The 19731-nt window shown below is 58.8% G+C and carries 14 protein-coding genes and 1 tRNA gene; 9 read left to right on the top strand and 6 right to left on the bottom strand.

What is annotated here, in order from left to right; translation table 11 throughout:
* Positions 1-233: 233 nt before the first annotated feature.
* On the bottom strand, positions 234-4124 hold the full coding sequence (locus tag Q1A59_RS08465; protein WP_298406145.1) for a pyruvate, phosphate dikinase: 3891 nt from the start codon (positions 4122-4124) through the stop codon (positions 234-236).
* A 282-nt stretch (positions 4125-4406) separates the two neighbouring features.
* On the bottom strand, positions 4407-5246 hold the full coding sequence (locus tag Q1A59_RS08460) for a pyruvate, water dikinase regulatory protein (protein WP_299644795.1): 840 nt from the start codon (positions 5244-5246) through the stop codon (positions 4407-4409).
* A gap of 118 nt (positions 5247-5364) precedes the next feature.
* Between Q1A59_RS08460 and Q1A59_RS08455 the strand changes: the two genes are divergently transcribed.
* Together Q1A59_RS08455 and Q1A59_RS08450 are read left to right on the top strand one after the other, a co-directional pair.
* Positions 5365-6726 (top strand): alpha/beta fold hydrolase, encoded by a 1362-nt coding sequence (locus tag Q1A59_RS08455; protein WP_299644794.1) that lies wholly within the window; start codon positions 5365-5367, stop codon positions 6724-6726.
* A 119-nt stretch (positions 6727-6845) separates the two neighbouring features.
* Positions 6846-7259 (top strand): DUF3054 domain-containing protein, encoded by a 414-nt coding sequence (locus Q1A59_RS08450; protein ID WP_298406139.1) that lies wholly within the window; start codon positions 6846-6848, stop codon positions 7257-7259.
* 57 nt (positions 7260-7316) lie between these two features.
* Here the strand turns inward: Q1A59_RS08450 and Q1A59_RS08445 are convergent, their stop codons facing one another.
* Complete coding sequence (locus Q1A59_RS08445) at positions 7317-8240, bottom strand: NAD(P)-dependent oxidoreductase (protein WP_298406136.1); 924 nt, start codon at positions 8238-8240, stop codon at positions 7317-7319.
* Positions 8241-8480: 240 nt separating this feature from the next.
* The gene (aceB, locus tag Q1A59_RS08440) at positions 8481-10079 is read right to left on the bottom strand and encodes a malate synthase A (RefSeq protein ID WP_298406135.1); all 1599 of its coding nucleotides are present in this window, start codon (positions 10077-10079) and stop codon (positions 8481-8483) included.
* A gap of 380 nt (positions 10080-10459) precedes the next feature.
* Here aceB and Q1A59_RS08435 point away from each other — a divergent pair, with 380 nt between their 5' ends.
* The 4 genes from Q1A59_RS08435 to Q1A59_RS08420 all read left to right on the top strand — a co-directional run bounded on the left by Q1A59_RS08435 (position 10460) and on the right by Q1A59_RS08420 (position 14099).
* Positions 10460-11131, top strand: coding sequence for a Uma2 family endonuclease (locus tag Q1A59_RS08435; protein WP_298406150.1), 672 nt, complete (start codon positions 10460-10462; stop codon positions 11129-11131).
* Positions 11132-11416: 285 nt separating this feature from the next.
* Complete coding sequence (gatB, locus tag Q1A59_RS08430; RefSeq protein ID WP_299644793.1) at positions 11417-12871, top strand: Asp-tRNA(Asn)/Glu-tRNA(Gln) amidotransferase subunit GatB; 1455 nt, start codon at positions 11417-11419, stop codon at positions 12869-12871.
* Positions 12868-13920 (top strand): SH3 domain-containing protein, encoded by a 1053-nt coding sequence (locus Q1A59_RS08425; RefSeq protein ID WP_298406131.1) that lies wholly within the window; start codon positions 12868-12870, stop codon positions 13918-13920. The genes gatB and Q1A59_RS08425 overlap by 4 nt, the downstream gene beginning before the upstream one ends.
* A gap of 93 nt (positions 13921-14013) precedes the next feature.
* Positions 14014-14099: transfer RNA gene (locus Q1A59_RS08420), tRNA-Leu, on the top strand.
* Between the two features lie 413 nt (positions 14100-14512).
* On the opposite strand, the gene Q1A59_RS08415 is transcribed toward Q1A59_RS08420, so the two are convergent.
* A complete protein-coding gene (locus Q1A59_RS08415) occupies positions 14513-16132 on the bottom strand; it encodes an FAD-dependent thymidylate synthase (RefSeq protein ID WP_298406130.1) in 1620 nt (539 codons plus the stop codon).
* A gap of 269 nt (positions 16133-16401) precedes the next feature.
* On the opposite strand from Q1A59_RS08415, the gene Q1A59_RS08410 reads away from it, so the two are divergent.
* Positions 16402-17073 carry a histidine phosphatase family protein gene (locus Q1A59_RS08410; RefSeq protein WP_298406129.1) on the top strand — a complete coding sequence of 224 codons (672 nt, stop codon included), beginning with the start codon at positions 16402-16404 and terminating at the stop codon, positions 17071-17073.
* Between the two features lie 136 nt (positions 17074-17209).
* On the top strand, positions 17210-18013 hold the full coding sequence (locus Q1A59_RS08405) for an RDD family protein (protein WP_298406127.1): 804 nt from the start codon (positions 17210-17212) through the stop codon (positions 18011-18013).
* On the opposite strand, the gene miaA is transcribed toward Q1A59_RS08405, so the two are convergent.
* Entirely contained in the window at positions 17983-18873 is an 891-nt protein-coding gene (gene miaA / locus Q1A59_RS08400; RefSeq protein ID WP_298406125.1) for a tRNA (adenosine(37)-N6)-dimethylallyltransferase MiaA, read from the bottom strand. The two genes, Q1A59_RS08405 and miaA, sit on opposite strands and share 31 nt — an antisense overlap.
* A gap of 264 nt (positions 18874-19137) precedes the next feature.
* On the opposite strand from miaA, the gene Q1A59_RS08395 reads away from it, so the two are divergent.
* Positions 19138-19731, top strand: coding sequence for a GNAT family N-acetyltransferase (locus Q1A59_RS08395; RefSeq protein WP_298406123.1), 594 nt, complete (start codon positions 19138-19140; stop codon positions 19729-19731).

The following is a 19731-nucleotide window of genomic DNA, read 5'->3' as shown; positions in this document are numbered from 1 at the left end:
GGGTCACACCTACGATAATGCGGGTCGCAGACCCGCATCCACCGGAGCCGGAACGTATGCAGTACGTGTGATTTCAGACCGTTACTGGTGATTTCACTGGCTTTATGAGCGACGTTGCAAGTCAACGTCGTTCATAGGTCTCGTTATTGCCTTGCATTATACCGAGACAAAGAGAGACGGTGCATCGCACCGTCTCCACTGTTGGTTACAAGATCGCGACGAACGGCTAGCGGTTACTTATCGCGCTTAGCTTCGCCGAGCGCCGCTTGTGCTGCGGCGAGGCGCGCGATCGGCACGCGATACGGCGAACAACTGACGTAGTTGAGACCGACGCGATGGAAGAACTCGATACTGGCCGGATCGCCGCCGTGCTCGCCGCAAATGCCGACCTTCAGGTTCGAGCGGGTTGAGCGCCCGCGCTCGGTGCCAATCTGCACCAACTGGCCGACACCACGCTGGTCGATGGTTTGGAACGGATCGTCGGGAATGAGCTTCTTCTCGACGTAGGCCGGCAAGAAGCGCCCCGAGTCGTCGCGTGAGAGACCTAGCGTGGTTTGGGTGAGGTCATTGGTGCCGAAGCTGAAGAACTCGGCCACCTGTGCAATCTCATCGGCGACGAGCGCCGCGCGCGGTAGCTCGATCATCGTGCCGACGAGATACGGCACTTCGATACCGCTTTCGGCGAAGACCTCGGCGGCTACCCGCCGGACGATCTCTTCTTGCAGCTTCAGCTCACTGATAAAGCCGACCAGCGGGATCATCACTTCAGGATGGACATCGATGCCCTCAGACTTCACCTTGACCGCGGCCTTGAAGATAGCGCGAGCCTGCATCTCGGTGATTTCGGGGTAGAGGATGCCCAACCGGCAACCGCGGAAGCCGAGCATCGGGTTCGCTTCGCGCAAGCTCTCGACCCGCGCCTTGACCTTGTGCGGATCGACGCCGAGCTTGGCGGCGAGCGCCTCGATCTCGTGGTCGTCGTGGGGCAAGAACTCATGCAGTGGTGGATCGAGAGTACGGATCGTCACCGGCAGTCCGGCCATCTCGCGGAACAAGCCCTCAAAGTCACCCTGCTGGAGCGGCTCGATCTTGGCCAGCGCGGCGCGCCGCTCTTCGACGGTATCGGCGAGGATCATCTCGCGCATGGCATCGATTCGGTCACCTTCAAAGAACATGTGCTCGGTGCGGCAGAGACCGATGCCTTCCGCGCCAAACTGGCGGGCTACCCGGGCGTCGCGGGGAATGTCGGCGTTTGCGCGCACGCCAAGCTTGCGGAACTCATCAGCCCATTCCATCAGCGTGGCGAAATCACCAGACAATTCCGGTTCAACCGTCGGCATTTGACCGGCGAAGACCTCGCCGCTGCCGCCATCAAGCGTGATCCAATCACCCTTGCGGATCGTCGTGCCATTGACCGTCATCAGTTGGTCAGCATAGCTAATGCGCAGATCGCCAGCGCCGGCCACGCAGGGCTTGCCCATACCGCGCGCAACGACGGCGGCATGAGAGTTCGAGATCAGCACCGGCGTCATCCGGCTTGAGAAGACGATATAGTTCTTATCGAGCTCATCGGCGGCATCAACCTCGAAGTTGTAGACCAGCGTTGATTCGGCAGCGCCAACTGCACGCGCGCGGAACGAGCGCAGCGGTGCGTCGAGCAGCGCCGCCACTTCGCGGGCAACAGCACCGGTGCAGAGCGGCAACAGATCGCGCCGGATCTTCTCAACCCCAAACATAATGTTGCGCTTCACCGCCTCACGCACCCGGCCCATATAATTCACCGAGTCTTGCACATCGGCGAACATGGCCCGCATGCTCAAGCACTTATTCTCGTAACGGCGTGGCGGCAGCTCGGCATGCACCCGTTCGGTGAAGGCCAGAATCTCCTCTACCTGCTCGGTGATCTGGAGGAGATAATGCTCGCGGTTGTTGACAATTTGTGGCACGATGCCCAACCGCAGACAGGCCAGCGCCAATCCGTCAAGCAGATCGCGCTTGCTGCTCGATACGCTAATCTGCAAGCGCACCGGACTCGACTCCTCAGCATAGGTACCGTCGCCATCGACAAAGCCGGCAAGGAAGTGGAGCAAAGCGGTGCGGTCGAGGCTCAGTACCCACTCAACCAGATGATCGCGGATCTCAGCAAGGCGGGCAGCCGGTTCACGGCGGAAGCTGATGCGATCTTCGACCGTGCCGCGAATGACGCGGCCATCCATCTCACTATGCGAGGTACGCTCGTGCAGATAGGTAAACGGCACGCCAAACGCTTCCTCGAAGCGGCGCTCAACCGCAGCGATGAAATCGGCTTTTTCCGGCGTCGCCTTCTGCACGAACGTAACCAAGCCTTTGGTGTCGCGTAAATTGATCGAACCATCCGAGAGGATTGCACCGGCGACATAGGCCAATGCCGGGCTTGTGGCTGTCTCGCTGAGCGCCGGGATCTGATCGACAACGGTCACGAAATCCTCATCGGCCAACACGGCGTCAAGGCGCTTCTTCATCAACTGGCGATTGTGGATCACATACATCTTGTGATCGGCGGTCAAGCGCAGTTGGTTATCGTCAGCGCGGCCCGTTTGCGAGAGTGTGATCGGAATGACCTCAGCCGGGCGGCGTCCGGCGGCGATGATCCGCCGCCACACCGGGCGCAGAGTGCGGCTGTCGAAGGTGAGAATGCGCGGCGCGGCACCCTGCTCGATCAAGGCAAACGCTGCTTCAGCCGTTAACAAACCACGATCGGTCAAGATGCGCGTCTCAGGCGCAACGCACGTCATCCCGCCACGGGCGGTCAAAATTGCCTGCGCCGCCACCATACCGTGGAAGTCTTCGGGAGCGGTCTCGACCCGCACCAGAATCACCTTCTCGCCGGTTTTGGCTAGCTCTTCGGCCTCGTCGGGGTCAAAGACCGCCTTGCCAGAGGCAGCGCCGGGCGAAGCGGGCAGGCCAGTGGTGAGAGGTTGGGCTTGCTTGCGCGCTTCGGGGTCGATCATCGGGTGAAGCAACTGGTCAAGCGCGTGCGGGTCAACCCGTTGCACCGCCGTCGCCTTATCGATCAGACCTTCGCGCACCATGTCAACCGCGATCTTAACTGCTGCCGCGCCGGTGCGCTTGCCAGTGCGGGTCTGCAACATCCACAACTTGCCGCGCTCGATGGTGAACTCGACATCTTGCATGTCTTTGTAGTGCCGTTCGAGCTGCTTGGCAATCTCGTGGAATTGGGCGTAGACTTCGGGCATCTCTTCGGCAAGTTTACTGATCGGTTGGGGTGTGCGAATGCCGGCCACCACATCTTCACCTTGGGCATTGACCAGATATTCGCCGAAAATTTCGGGATCGCCGGTGCTTGGGTTGCGGGTAAAGGCCACGCCGGTGGCCGAGTCGTTGCCCATATTGCCGAAGACCATCGCCTGCACGTTGACGGCAGTGCCGAGATTATCGGGAATCTTGTTCACACGGCGATAATCAACTGCGCGCTTCCCATTCCACGAACGGAAGACGGCGGCAATCGCCTCGCGCAACTGATCGAAGGGGTCTTCGGGAAACTCAACCCCTACATCTTCCTTAATAATTGCCTTGAACTTCTCGGCCAGCGCGAGCAATTCCTCGGTGGTCAAGTCAGTGTCTTGGCGTTGGCCATGGCCCTTCGCTTCGTCCATCTCGTGCTCGAAGCGATCGCCATCAACACCAAGTACAATCTTGCCGAACAGTTGCACAAAACGGCGGTAAGCGTCAGCGGCGAACCGGGGATTATCGGTCAGGCGGGCCAACCCTTCAAGCGTCTGCTTGTTGAGGCCAAGGTTGAGCACCGTATCCATCATGCCGGGCATCGAGAACTTTGCACCCGAACGTACCGACACGAGCAGCGGATTATTCGGATCGCCGAAGGTCTTGCCGGTTTGGGCTTCGATATCCTTCAGCCCTGCCAGCACTTGCTCCCACATCCCTGCTGGGAATTGCTGACCACTTTCGTAATAGGCGTTACAGGCTTCAGTGGTGATCGTAAACCCGGGTGGCACCGGTACGCCGGTGCGTGTCATCTCGGCCACACCCGCTCCCTTTCCGCCAAGGAGATCACGCATCGAGGCATTTCCTTCGCGGAAGAGGTAAACCCACTTCTTGGACATAACCCGTTTCCTCCTTGAACAAGGTGGCTTGAGACAATGCTGTTATGCACCTTAGCGCGAGAGAATGCGCTAACGGCGAGAATGATCACGATTGGACACGGTGAACCGACCGGTCGCTGCCGGCACTGAGCGCATAGGCATAAACTTGCAATTCATTGGCCCCATCGCACATCATTGTATGAAGCTAACATGACCGCAAACAATGATAGATAACGCAACTATACTGCGCCGTCTCGCAACTGTCAAAAGCAATTGACCTGCTTCACACATCTGCTGTTAACCCTACCCCGGCGTACTAAACCGGCGCGAAATCAGGGCAATAATCTCATCGGCGCTTTCTTCGATCGACTTATCGGTCACATTGAGCGCCGTCCAACCGTGTTGGCGGAAGATCCGGCGCGCCCATTCCACCTCATCGATCGCGGCGTCAAGGTTAGTATAGCTGCCACCCAGATTAATGCCCATCCGCCGCTGGCGCCAACGCCGGCGAGCGGCGATCTGTTCGGCATCGACAATCAGACCGATGACGCGCCGGGGATCAACCCGAAACAGATCATTGGGTAAGGGAACTTCCCGCACGAGCGGCACATTGGCTACCTTCCAGCCCAAGACCGCGAGGTACATACTCAGCGGCGTCTTGCCAACCCGAGAAACACCAACCAGCACAATATCGGCGTGGCTCAGCTCGCGCGGTTTGTTGCCATCGTCATGGGCAACGGTGTACTCAATCGCTTCCAGCCGTTCGAAATAGGTCGAACGGCGGGCTTGATACAATCCCGGCTTGCCGAGCGGCTCTTTTTGCAATACTGTGGCCAAGCGCGACAAAACGCTCCCGACCAGATCAATCTCGGCGACTCCCATCTCGCGTGCTAGTCGCATTAATTCACGGCGCAGGGTTGGTTCCATCAACGTGTGCAAGATGGTGCCGTTCTGCTGTGCGGCTTGGACGACGACTTCGGCAATCTGTTCCGGTTCACGCACATTTGGCACAATGATTAACGGCACTTCCGCCCCCTCAAACTGCGAGAGCGTCAAGCGCGCCACCTGTTCACCGACCGTGCCGGCGCCACCGGAGACGATGTAGAGGGGCGGGGCAGGATAGGAATGAGGTACTTCGTTCATTCGCAAACGTTCTGTAATGCGCAATTTGCCTGCAATCAGGCACAATGTGCTATAGACGCGATTAGTCGTATACTGATATGATACCATACAAGACCGGTGGCACACCACGGGTAGTTCGATGGAAATCTTTTCTATTGATGGTGCGAAGATTTATGCGCTTGATGCAGGGCCGCGCCACGCCCAACTCGCGGTTCTCATCCACGGTTGGTCGAGTTCGTCGTTTGCGATGTCGCCGCTCATTCCTCTGCTCAGCCGGCGCTTTCGCTGCGTCGCGATCGATCTGCCCGGCTACGGCGAGTCGCCGCCGCTGCGCGAACGAGCGACGATTGGGCGCTATGCGCAGATTGTTGGCCGCCTGATCACCGGTCTGAGCGAACATCCAGCCGTACTGGTCGGCCACTCGATGGGAGGCATGATCAGCGCAACGCTGGCGCTGCAAATCCCGCAATTAATTGATTGCATGGTGTTGCTCTGCCCGACTATTTCGGGTCGGCTATCGTTCTGGATTAATACGTTCGTCTCACCAATCACGATGATCGAGCGCTTCCCGTTCTTTAGCCGGTTGCTCTCAGTGCTCGAACCATCGATGCTGTACGTGACCGATAGCCTGATGAAACCGGCCTCATTCGCCGAACGGTCGGCGATCAGCGAGGCCGATTATCTACGGTTGCGCGCTGATGCACGGCGGCCGGGGCAAGGGCGAGTACGGGCGGAATGTTTTGTTGCGATGCGCAATCAAGATCTCAGTGGTCGTTTGCGCGAGCTTGAGACCCCGGCGTTGGTGATTTGGGGGGCGGAAGATAACACCGTACCACTCCGCGATGCTGGCGTCGTCGCCGATGAATGGCGCAACGCCGATCTGCGGATTGTGCCGAAAGCTGGGCACTGGCCACATTTCGAGACGCCAGAGGTAACGATGCGCTATATCGCCAGTTACCTTGGCTTGCCCTCGCTGGTCAGCCAACCGGATGTCTTGGTGCAGCCGGCGGAAGTGACAGCGCAGGTGGCTGAATTTTTGGCTAATTCCCAGATCGGGAACGGCCTTAACCTTGCCCAACGTACCCGGCTGGCGGCGCACCTCGAACGGCGGCGCTACCCGCCCGGCGCGTTGGTTGACCGCACGAATCAAGAATCGACCGATCTCTACCTCGTGCAGGATGGCTCCTTAGAGGTTTGGAGCCCGCCAATCGATGATGATCCGGATAGCCAGCGCCTGCTCACAACGGTGGTGGTGGGCCAAATTACCGGCGAGATGTCATTGCTCGACGGTGGTCGGCGGAGTGCGGATTTGCGTGCCGGTGAAGACGGAGTCACAATCTTGGCGTTGCGCCGCGAGCGGTTGCGCGCGCTGTCCGAGAATGATCCGGCCTTGGGAAACGCAGTGTTGTGGAATATCGCGAGCGCGCTCGCGTTGCGGTTGCGCTTGGCGAATTGGCAGCAGCAGGGCTTGGCGCGCGAATTGCAAGCGCTCAAGCGGTAATGGTTTCAAACGCGAAGATGCTAAAGTTTGAGGAATGGATGTGGTCTACATCCGCTAAGACTCTTCGGTACGAATAATGATTCGAGAGTCGCCAACTTTAAGATAAGGAATGATCAACTATGGCAACAACCAATCGTCAGGTCGCTACAGGATCGTGGTCGCGGCTTGTCATCCTGCTTGGTGGTGATACGCTCGTCTTTGTTATCTTTGCTTTGTTAGGGCGCAGCTCGCATGGATTGGTGGATGAGAATCCCCTCTTAGCAGCGGGACGGGTTGCTTGGCCTTTCTTTATTGGCTGGTTGATCGTCGCCCCATGGATGGGTGTCTTCCGCCAGCAGCCACCACTACGGATGCTGGGGTTAACGCTCGGCGCATGGCTGATTGCATTACCGGTTGGGCTAGGTCTGCGCTGGTGGCAACTGGGTCGTTCTAGCCCGCTGAGCTTTGCAGTAGTAACGTTTTTGACGGTTGCTGCCCTGTTGCTCATCTGGCGTGGTGCGTACAGTTGGTGGCAGACGCGGCAACAGGTATAGTGGCAAAGGCGCGAAGGATACGAAACCTCATACCCTTCGCACCTTCGGATTATCGTTTCAGGCGCTGACAGCTAACTCAAGCGGTAGCCGCTCATCGATCCAGTAGCGTAGGCTAGGATAGCGCAGCTCGATGCCGAGATCGTGGTGCATACGGGCATTACTTAGCCGAACCGACGAGGTGAGTGCTCCGATCACCGAACGATCAAGACCGGCGCGCAGGCCGACGTTTGGATCGAACGTGCGCGGTGGTAACATACCGAGCCGGCGGCGTACCTCGCTGACGATCTCGATCAGGCGGAGCGGTTCATCATCGCCAACGTTGTAAATTGCACCGATCTGGCCAACTTCGGGGGCGCGGATCAGCACCTCTAGCGCATCATCGATATGAATATGCGGCACAAAGTTACGCCCGCTGCCATAAATCGTAAGCTGGCCACTGGCAATCGCCTCGAGCGGATCGCGGTCAGGGCCATACACTGTTGCCATGCGTAAAATCATTGCCGGGAAGCGGTGAGCGCGCACTGCTTGCAAGATGATCTGCTCGGCGGCGGCAAGGATCGTGCCGAGGGGATACGAGGGCGCGATTGGGCTGTCTTCATCTACCCAGTGCTCGCCGTGATCGCCATAGGGGGCGACGCTGGAGGCCCAAATGTAGGTACGCACTGTGCGTGCGCGCACTGACATCGCGATCAAATGCTGGTTGCCATCAACATAGAGGGAACGGAGCAGCGCTGAACCATCGATGGGCATACGGTTGGTGAGGTTATAGACCACCTCAATCTCATCGGTGACGCCATCAATGGTTTCGGGGCGGGTAAGGTCTCCGATCCAGACCGCCATACCGCGGGCAGCGAGGCGTTCAACCACCGGATCTTCGGCGCTGTAGACAAGACCGCGCACACGGTGGCCAGCAGCGAGGAGCCGTGCGGCCAGTCGCGAGCCGATGTATCCCGCTGCGCCGGCAATCAGATAATTCGCCATAGGTCACCTCGTCGTGTAGGGGCGGGTGACTACTCTGACACCGCCCGACTTATAGAGCAGGCTGCACATCGGCAAAAGCGGTGCTTGTCTGTGTAGGTGCAGCAGGTTACTGCTAATTGTAACACTCTGTTGGGATTGTTGCCAGCGGAAATTTCCCTGACAAAAGATGGGCAAATTGTGGATAGAGGTGAGTGAAGATTGCAGGGGCGACGCCGATGTCGCCCCTATGTGTGTGACCGGTTACGGGATACGCTCGTAGGCCGGCAAGGTCAAAAATTCAACGAAATTAGGATCGGTGGTAATCTCGTCAAACAATTCGGCGGCCTCTTCGTAACGGCCATCATCGTAGGCCGGTCCCAGAATCTCGCGCACTTTGGTCAGCTCTTCGGGCAGCATCTGGCGGAAGAGTTCCACCGTTACCTTACGGCCATCTTCGAGCACACCCTTCGGACTGCGGATCCACTGCCAGATCTGGGCACGGGAAATCTCGGCGGTAGCGGCATCTTCCATGAGATTAAACACCGGCACGCAGCCATTACCGGCCAGCCAGGCGCCGAGATACTGGATGCCGACGTTGATATTCAACCGCATCCCCTGCTCGGTGATCGGTTCGCTGGGGCCGAATGCGAGCAGGTCGGCAGCGGTGACTTGCACATCGTCACGTTGGCGACTAATCTGATTGGGGGTAGGCATCAGACGGTCGAAGACCTCCATCGCCACCGGCACCAGACCGGGGTGAGCGACCCATGTGCCGTCGTGACCGTCGTTCGCCTCCCGCTCCTTGTCGGCGCGCACCTTGGCCAGCGCCGCTTCATTCGCCACCGGATCATTCTTGATCGGAATCTGGGCCGCCATACCACCCATCGCATGGGCGCCGCGGCGGTGGCAGGTCTTGATCGCCAACAACGAGTACGACCGCATAAAGTGAGTGGTCATCGTCACGAGCGCCCGGTCAGCAAGGCAGAAGTTGGGGTCGTTGCGGAACTTCTTAATGCACGAGAAGATATAGTCCCACCGTCCGCAGTTGAGGCCGGCTGAGTGCTCGCGCAGTTCGTAGAGAATTTCATCCATCTCAAATGCGGCGAGTATCGTCTCGATCAGCACGGTAGCTTTGATCGTACCGCGTGGAATACCGCGCAGCTCCTGCGCCAGTACAAAGATGTCATTCCACAACCGCGCCTCAAGGTGGCTCTCCATCTTCGGCAAGTAGAAGTAAGGGCCGCCTTGCACGTCGATCGCGGTTTGGGCATTGTGGAAGAAATAGAGGCCAAAATCGAAGATCGCTCCCGACATCGGCTCGCCGTCGATCAGCACATGCTTCTCGTTGAGATGCCAACCACGCGGTCGCACGAACAAGATGGCGGGATTGGCATTGAGGGCGTAATATTTGCCTTCGGGGCTAGTGTACGTGATTGTGCGGCGCAATGCATCGCGCAAGTTGATCTGGCCTTCGATCTGATTTTGCCACGTGGGGGTATTAGCATCCTCGAAGTCGGCCATAAAAACCTTCGCGCCCGAATTGAGCGCATTAATGACCATTTTGCGGTCAACCGGGCCGGTAATCTCGACCCGGCGGTCATTGAGTTGGGGCGGGAAGGGTGCGATTGTCCAGTCGCTCGCGCGGATGTGGGCGGTTTCGGGCAGAAAATCAGGCCGCTCACCGGCATCGATCGCGCGCTGGCGTTCGGCGCGACGGGCCAGCAGCTCAAGTCGGCGCGCGTTAAAGCGGCGATGCAGGGTCGCGAGAAATTCCAGTGCTTCCGGGGTCAGAATCTCGGCATATTCGGGTGTGATCGGTGCAGTGATCGTCACTCCGGCAGGGAGTTGGGGGGCGGTCATGCAACCCTCCTTTCATGATGCGGAAACAATTTCCGTGTACTATTATACCAGAAAAGCGTTAGTGTGATGTCAATGGACAGAAAAGGGGGAATCGAAGACCAAAACGGACAGAGAGGCGACTTACTCGCTTTCCTCTTCTCGCGGATTGTGATCTGTCTCGGTTAGGTGATGTGAGCATGGTTCACCGAGTTGCCTCTCGGCGGGGAGCCTACTGACGATACTGTCGTGAAGTATGCAAGGGTCTTTGCCTGCGACGTGTACGGCAAGCTTAACGCTTGCCAAACAAGGCGCATGTTTCAGAAGGATTGTTGTCTATCTTGCTTGCAATACCTGCTTAAACGGAGTATATTGGAACAAATGTTCGCAACAGGAGGTGGATGATGACTCGTCAGCCGGTGGTTGCCACGCCAATCGTCTACCCCGATAGTGACGGCATGCCTATGGCCGATAACACCAAGCAGTTTCGCGCTATCGTCACCATTCAGGGGAACCTCGACGCACTCTTTCGCGAGCGGGCTGATGTCTTTGTTGCCGGCGATTTGCTTTGGTATCCGGTCGAAGGCCGGCCTGACATTCGGCGTGCGCCGGATGTGATGGTGGTGTTTGGTCGGCCCAAAGGGGATCGCGGGTCGTATCGGCAATGGGAAGAGGGCAATACTGCGCCGCACGTCGTGTTTGAGGTGTTATCGCCAAGTAATACGTTGACTGAAATGGCCGCCAAGTTAGAGTTCTACGATATGTACGGGGTCGAGGAGTACTATCTGTACGATCCTGACACTGGTGATATGAGCGGTTGGCAACGCATTGATGGCCGGTTGCGGGTCATTCCTGAACTCGATGGTTGGGTAAGTCCACGGTTAGGGGTGAAGTTTGGCCGAGCAGTTGATGGCATACAGATGTATTGGCCTGATGGTCGGCCATTTCTGAGTTTTGTCGAGTTGCAGGCATTGGCTGAGCAAGAGCGACAACGGGCCGAGCAAGAGCGACAACGGGCCGAGCGGCTGGCGGCGCGTCTGCGCGAGCTAGGGGTTGATCCAGAACAAGAAGCGTGAGTGTAAGGGCGCAGAGGGGGAAACGTACAGGCGCAAAGACGCAGAGGGAAGATGTAGGTGCGGCGAGCGCGTAGGCGGTCACCGTCGCGGTGCTGGGTAGGTGCGGCGAGCGCGTAGGCGGTCACCGTCGCGGTGCTGGGTGGGTTTGTGTGAGTTTCTGCTGCCGTGGCTCCGTGTGAGTCGCCCTCCGTACATCCGTGTGAGCCGCTATCGGAGAGCGTTCCGCGCACCATCACCGAAAACCGAGTACAATAAAGGGCAAGGTGACGTTGCGTGAGGAAGCCTATGCCTGAATATATCGCCACGATCGGCCTTGAGATCCATGCCCATGTGCTGACCGCCTCCAAGATGTTCGACGGTTGCAGCACCGATTACGCTGGCGCGCCACCCAATACCCGCGTTTCGGTGGTGAGCCTTGGTCTGCCCGGCGCGCTGCCCGTACTTAACGCCCGCGCTGTTGAATTGGCTGCGCTTTGCGGGTTGGCGTTAGGTTGTCGGGTTAACGAACGCTCGATCTTTGCCCGCAAGTCGTACCCCTATCCTGACTTGCCCAAGGGCTTTCAGATTACCCAATACGATGAGCCGCTGTGCAGCGATGGCGCGATCGAGATTCGTACCGCTGCCGGCGAGGTGCGCCGAATCGGGATTGAGCGGTTGCATATCGAAGAAGATACTGGTCGCTTGATTCACAGCCCTGACGGCGCATCGTTGATTGACTACAACCGCAGTGGCATGCCATTAATGGAAATTGTCACTCGGCCTGATATTCGCACGCCAGAAGAGGCTCGCTTGACCTTTGAGAAGATCCGCCAGATTTTAGTCTGGATCGGGGCCAATAGCGGCAATCTCGAAGAGGGGGCGCTGCGCTGCGACGCGAATGTCAGTGTGCGCCCGGCAGGCTCAGATCGGTTCGGCGCCAAGGTCGAGATCAAGAACATCAACTCGTTCCGCTTTGTCGAACGAGCGCTAGCGTATGAGATCGAGCGGCAGATCCGTGTGCTCGAATCCGGCGGCGTAGTTGAGCAAGAGACGCGCGGCTGGCGCGAGGATCTGGGCCGTACTGAGGGTCAACGCTCGAAAGAGTATGCCCACGACTACCGCTACTTCCCTGAACCTGACATTCCGCCGTTGGTGCTGGCGCCGGAATGGATCGCCGCCCGCAAGGCTGAGTTACCCGAATTGCCTGACGCGCGCCGTACCCGGCTGATGACTACCCACGGCCTGTCATGGCAAGACGCCGATCTGCTCACTCAAGAGCGGGCGATCGCCGATTATTACGAAGCGGCGGTAGCAACGGTCAACCGGCCCGATGGGGCGAAAGAGGTGGCGAATTGGGTGTTGAACGAAGGCTTTCGTTTGTTGAACGATCGCGGCGAGCCGGCGACGGCGTTGATCGATCGTATGCCGGTGAACCGGCTGGCGACGCTGATCGATCTGGTGCAAAGCGGGACGATCACGCGCGCGGTGGCCAAGCAACTGTTTGAAGAAGTGTTCGCAACCGGTGCTGATCCGGCGGCGCTGGTAGCTGAGCGGGGCCTGACCCAAATTAGCGATGATGGCGCGTTGTTAGCAGCGGTGCGGGATGCGTTGGCCGATGAGAAGGCGGCCAAAGCGATTGCCGAGTATCGCAAGGGCAAAACGACCGCCATTCAATTTCTGGTCGGGATGGTGATGCGGGCCACGAAGGGGCAGGCGAACGCGCAACGGGTGCGTGAATTGTTAGAGGCAGAACTTGGATGACGCTGACAGGGGATGAGTCAACCGCGCTGAATCCGATTACGTTGCTCGAGTCGGCGCGCGAGAAGTATACGTTGGCGCGGGCGCGGCGTGATGTGCCGGAATTGGCGTTGCTCAGCATTCACGGCGCTATCGAAGATGCGCTGCGTGCCCACCTGTTGCGCGTCAATTCGCCGGCTGCGCTCGGCCCGTTTGCCGGCGTGTTGGCCGCGATGCAGGCCCTTGACCGGTTGCCGCTCAGCGCCGAAGAGGTCGATGCCGTGCAGCGCCTGCACCGGCTACGCGGGCGGATTGCCCGTGGTGAACATCTAGCTGTTACTGGCGAGACGCTAGCGGCCTATCAGCGGCTCGCCGTCATGCTGTTGCCGCGTTATGGCGTGCAGGCATTGCCTACAACTGAAACGGAACGACCTCGCCAGCGCGCAACCCAACCGATGCGTGCGCAAACCGCCTTGCCCGATGACGAGCCGGTGCGGGTGCGGTTGCGCGACCGCCATACCGCCTATGATGAAGAGCGTCGCATTCGTGCTCTGGGCCATCGCGCGCTTGATGAAGAGACGCCGCGCGGGCCGTTAGTGCCGGGTTGGGTTGCGCCAACGTTGATCATTGTCAGTATCTTTGTCATCGGGCTAGCAATTGCGCTCAGCTTGCAAAGTCCGGCGTCAGTGACACTTCCCACTGCCCCGATTGTCAATCTGTCGCCGGCTCCAACCGAATTGCCAGCTATAGCGCAGACCACAGCAGCGCCGGGCGGAGAGCCGCTCGCAACCGTGAGCGCTAATCCGCCGGCAACCGTTGCGCCTTCGCCATCGCCGTTGCCCGATGGCTTAGCGATAGGGCGCACGGCAGTGGTAAGTGAAGGCATTCCGGCGCTGAATTTGCGTGTGCAACCCGGGCTTGGCGCTGATATTCCGGTGTTGCTGGTGTTAGCTCCGGGTACGCAGGTCGAGATTATCGGCGGCCCGGTGGAGCGTGATGGCTGGGTGTGGTGGCAGGTGCGTAGCGCCGGGATCGAAGGTTGGTGCGCCGGAGACTTTTTGCAGCCGCAATGAGTACGCGATCATTTTATCGTTCGTTGCTGGTGCGCATCGTGCGGCGCCACCGGTTTTCGTAAATTTGCTATAATGAAGGTCGGCAAGCGTTATGCCGGAGTGGCGAAATGGCAAACGCTGCGGTCTTAAAAACCGCTGGGGGAAACCCCTTACGGGTTCGAGTCCCGTCTCCGGCACCATTTCCCGAGTTAACGCGATCAACCTGTTGAGCGTAGCCAGAACATCTAATCTAGAACAGCCGCAACTGCTGTGCAGGGAACCCGGCCCCAATGGGTCGGGTTATGCTTACGAAGCCCACTGTGCGGGATCATGGCTCTCACCCCTCCGGCACCCTCTCCCCCTTGACGGGGGCAGGGCCGTGCGGATTTCGGGACAGGCGTCGGAGCGCGGAACGCCGCAACACCCCTCTCCCGCGCGAGTGGGAGAGGGGATGGGGTGAGGGTGATCAACAATTCACTGCGTCCTCTGCGTCTTTGTATTCCATCCTTCGCGTCTTTGTTCGCTTTGCGTCTCAATGGAGCCAGCAACAACGCATCGAGAGCGCTTCCTCTGGTGGGCCAGCAACCCGCGTGCCACCTCGTAGCGCGCGGCGTTACGTCCCCTGCCGCTTCTGATCGATCCGCTGCTCGGCAGCCAGCCGTTCGAGATCGTAGTCGTGGTGGTCAACAAACCGCATGCCAGCGGTGAGCGTTGGATGCACCGCACTAATAGCCTGAAACATCATCTGGGCAATCTGGCGGTAGGCGGGATGGCCTTGGCGCGCGCTGCGCAGTTCGATCAAATGATAGGCTTCGCGCAGATTGAGTTTCATCCGCCAGCGCACACGGAAGGCGAAGGGCACTGCGTACTGCGCTTCATTGGGAAAGTCGCGTTGCAGGTCGGTCACCAATTCGGCAGCCTGCTCAAGCGCAGCGCGATACTGAGGCGCGACGCCGATCCGTTCGAGTTCAGGAGGGGTGACGTAGCCGTGGCTGACGGTGAAGCGCTGCCGTTCTTGGGTGAGCACACGGTGGCGCTGGAGATCGCGGTACGCGCCGATGTCGGCCAAGATATCGAAGGTGTAATACGGCTCCTCGAAGGCGCGACCGGGCCGGTGGAAGCGACTGCCCCGTTCGCCAACGGCTGCCGCGATGATTGCCTGCCGTTCCTGCGCCGGCATTGCGCTGATGGAAGCGAGGATCGAATCCAGCGGCAGATCGAGATGCGGGTAGAGGATGGCGGCGACCATCTTTTCTTCCGCTTGCGGATCATAATCAACCAAACGCACCGCAATCGCTGGCTCGTTGGTCGGAGCGATGGCGAGCTGTGCGGCGCATTGCGCCGCCTGTTCGCGGGTAGCGGCCAAATATGCGGCATACGCCTTGCCGCGTTCGCTGCGTGCCCGCTTGACAAAGGCCGGAATGACATAATCTAACTCAGTTTGAATTGCCTCGCTCAAGGCGCGCGCTTCGGCAAAGGGTGCAGCGGCGAGTTTGATAATCAGATACTCAAACGCGCGGCCATTGCCAAACAACCCAACATTGGTTTGGGTCGCCATCGGCAACAACCCGCGCAACAGATCGAGTGCCTTGGCCTGAATCGCATTGCGATAGGCGCGTGGGGTAGTGGCTTCATCGCGGGGGAATTGCGCTTGCAGCCATGCTTGCACCGGGCCGAGCAATGCGCTATACGTCGCGAAGAGGTTGTCCATCGTCGCCGTATAGCGTTCCGCAAACGGCGATGCCATCAACACCGGTTCGCGCAGGTAGCGATAGCCATCTGGCCCCGGCAGATCAAACCGGACATAGCGGGTCGATTTTTCCAGCGGCGACAAACCCAACCGACTGTCTTCGAGCAGCTTGGCAGCGATGTTACTCACGCCTTCGCAGGCCACATGCGCTCCCCCCAATTCAGCCACCGAGTCATCGCCGTATCCAATCAGCACCCGCTCGTAGAAGGCTTCGGCTTGGCGTGCAGCGACTAACTGCGCCGCCGGACTATCGCCCACTGCCGACACAATCGCGGCGAACCCTGACTCTGGTTCAGTGATGAACTCGTCGAGCAGGAGGCGGCGCAAGCTCTTCGTGCTACGGCTATAACGTGCAAACAGCGCCCCCTTCACCACTTCCGGCAAGTTGCGCAAACAGAAGACAGGCCGGTCAACATTGGTCACAAATGGCGTGAGCAGCGCGACCTCTTGCGGTGTGAAATGTTCGTTTGTGTGGGTGAACATAATCTATCCGAGAATCTGCTTCGAACCTTGGCCCATCATACCGCATCTTCACCATGTACAAAACGAGCTCCCTTTCGTGAATTGGGCGAGGGATTAGAACAAACGGGAATGGCTTTCGCTAATGGGGGAGGTTGCTGCGGCGCGGGGGCCGCGTAGGGCGCGACCCCTGCACCTCGCAATGACAGTGTGCGTTTCGTTCTTTTAACATTCCGGTCATAACTCTGTGTTACCATAGCAAGAGAACTAAAGGATTCTTCGCGGAGAATGCCATGACCACCATCTACGTGATCCGCCACGGCGAGACTGACTGGAATATGCAGGGACGTTGGCAAGGACATATTGATGTTCCGCTCAACGAGATTGGCTACCGGCAGGCGCGATTGTTGGCCAACCGGTTGGTACGTGATGGGGTAAGGTTTTCTGCCATCTACAGCAGTGACTTGTCGCGCGCGTATCAGACGGCATGGGAGATTGGTGCTGTACTGAAAGTGCCGGTGCAACTGTTGCCGGCGTTGCGCGAGATCGATACCGGCCACTGGAGTGGTCTCACAACTGATGAGGTGCGGACACAGTTCCCTGATGAATGGAAGCAGATTATGCAAGGTTATGACCTGCCACGCGGCGGTGGCGAGACGATGGCTGCGCTGCGGCAGCGGGTGGTGACAGCCGTCGAGGCGATGGCGGCCCAACATCGTGGTCACACGTTGGCGTTTGTCACTCACGGCGGCTGTATTCGTGCACTGTTATCCCACGCCGAGAACTTTCATGACACCAACTTTGGGCGCTATCCGCATATCGGTAACACGTCGATCACCATTCTTGAAATCGGTTACAAACACTGGCGGGTCAAATTGGTGAATGATATGAAGCATTTGGAAGCGGAGCCTGAACCAGAACTGGTCTCGGCTCCGCCTGATGACGCCGAGTTGCCGAGCCAGTAACGTGCTCGAGTTGGATTGGCAGGTGACGTTGAGCGCATCATAATGGCAGCTTATATGTTGCTCCGCTCGTGATAACCGAGTGCGGCAGGCGAACTACCGCACTCCATACGTAATCCATCGATTGCTGTATACCCACATGCTTACCGCCAATCGCATTGCCAATACGTATCACGTCGAAACGCCGGAAGGCGTTATGATAACCTACACCACCGCCGGGCTGGCCAGCCGGGGTCTAGCGGCGGTGATTGATTATACGATTCTGGTCACGTTCCTGATGATGGCTGCCACCGTTGTGCTTGCCAGCAACGATATTGGCGTTGGCAATGAAGACGTGCTGTGGGCATTGTTCGCGGTGTTCGCTTTTGTGTTGAATTGGGGCTATTACGTCTTCTTCGAGTTAATCTGGAATGGCCAGACGCTGGGTAAACGGTGGTTGCGGTTGCGCGTGTTGCGCGAGGGTGGCCGCCCGGTTGATGGCGCAGCGGTCGTGGTGCGTAATCTGATGCGGGCGATTGACTTTTTGCCGTTTGGTTACGGCATTGGCCTGCTCACCATCTTTATCGACCGCCATAACCGCCGGCTAGGTGATCTTACCGCTGGTACGGTGGTGGTGCGCGAAGGTAATCTCATCACCCTTGACCAAATCTTAAGTCCGGTCAGAATACAGGTGCCGCCGCGCGCAACCGATGCGCCGCCAACGCCGTTGTTGCCGAACTTAGAGCGCTTATCGACGGCGGAAATGGCGCTCGTGTTTGACTTCTTGCGCTGTCGCGATGCGCTCAGCGCTGATGCGCGCCTCTCGTTGGCCGGTCAGCTCGCGGCCTTGATACGCCAGCGCCTCGGATTGCCCCCGGCTGATGGCCATCCCGAACGGTTTCTTGAGCATGTGGTGCGCGAATACGATGTTTTTCAAGCGATGATGGCGCGCCAAGCCGGGTGATCAGGCGTCCAGATTTCAAGGTTGGGCAAACGGCGAAACCACATCTCTTGCCGACGGATGAAGGCATGGGTGTCGAAGCGCAGCCGTTCGATGCAAGCAGCAAGATCAGCAGTTCCAGCAAAGTACGGCTGGAATTGGACGTAGCCAAGGCTCGACATCGCCGGCAACGACCAATTGTAGCCGCGGGCTAGCAGGTTTGCGACCTCTTCAACCAAGCCGGCAGCGATCATGCGTTCGATGCGGGCATCGGCGCGGGCGTAAAGTTCGGCGCGTGGCCGGTGCAACCAAATCGTGCGCGGGCGGAAGGGAGGCGGCTGCCGCTCTTGCAGACGCGAGATCGGTTCGCCGCTGACCAGATAGACTTCGAGCGCGCGCACGACCCGTCGCACGTTGGTGGCCGGGATGCGCGCCGCCGCGACCGGATCAACCGCCGCGAGGCGGGCATGGAGTACGGCAGCGCCCTCTTGAGCTGCTACTTGCTCAAGTTCGGCGCGAAGCTCTGGCTGGGGGGCGACGCGCGGAATCTGCCAGCCTTCCAAGACTGCTGCCAGATATTGGCCGGTGCCGCCAACTAGCAGTGGTGTGCGCCCGCGCGCTTGAATGTCGGTGATCGCCGCCAGCGCCAGATCGTGAAATTCGGCCAACGAAAACGGTTGATCAGGATCGCGAATGTCGATCAGGTGGTGCGGCGCTTGGGCGCGTTCGGCAGGGGTTGGCTTGGCAGTGCCGATGTCCATGCCACGGTAGATCTGGCGCGAATCGGCGGAGACAATCTCGCCGTTGATCTGTTGCGCCCATGCGACCGCTAATTCGGTTTTACCCACGGCAGTGGGGCCAACAATCGCAATTAATTCAAACAAACGATCCTCGCTGTACATGGCATGATCTGCCTGCGGGCCGTCCGGCGTGCCGGATTGAGCGCAGGAAAGTTGGTTGTCGTTCCTTTCATAACGCATTGCGTTATAAAAGTGCAGCAGTGTACCACTCTCATGCTACAATACCTTTAGCGCCGTATGTGCAGCGCAGCGGCGGCATGCATCAGCTCAGATGCTCGAAGGTGTGCAATCTACCGTATCTGCTCTGTTTTCTCTGCTGCCAGAGCACGAGCGATGCCGGAGGTTAGTATGAACGAACAACGTGTTAGCCAGTCAATGCCGCTCACCATTACCACCCGTGATGGACGCACATTGCGCGTGCGCAGTCTTGCCGCTGCGGATGCTGAACTGCTCGAGCGGATGTTCTATCGCTTGTCGCCGGAATCGATCTATCGCCGGTTTTTCATTGCGGCTGAACATGCTTCTCCCGAACTGGTGCATAAATCGGCGCAACGGTTGGCGGCGATTAATCCGCGCCGCGAAGTGGCGTTGGTGGCGTTGGCTGACGAGCATGGGCGTGAAGAATCCATTGCCGTGGCCCGTTTTGCCCGCTTGCCACATGACCCTAAGGTAGCTGAGGCCTCAATTTTGGTGCGGGATGACTATCACGGGGCGGGGGTTGGGCGTAAGATGCTGGAATTGCTGCTGGCCGAGGCGCGGGCGGCAAACCTCGAACGGCTGATCTTTTTGACGCACGCCGATAATACCGCTATGATCCGGCTGGCGACCAGCTTGGGCTTGCCCTTCCATGGCCGGCATGCCGATGGGTTGTATGAAATCCATCTGCTATTGCAGCCGCAGGCCACGCCGGTGTTTGAGTTTGTCGGAACTGCACGAGGATAG

The sequence above is a fragment of the uncultured Chloroflexus sp. genome, from assembly GCF_937951745.1.
GTDB lineage: Bacteria > Chloroflexota > Chloroflexia > Chloroflexales > Chloroflexaceae > Chloroflexus.
Note: the sequence above shows the minus strand (reverse complement) of the source record. Positions and strands in the feature narration are given on the sequence as shown.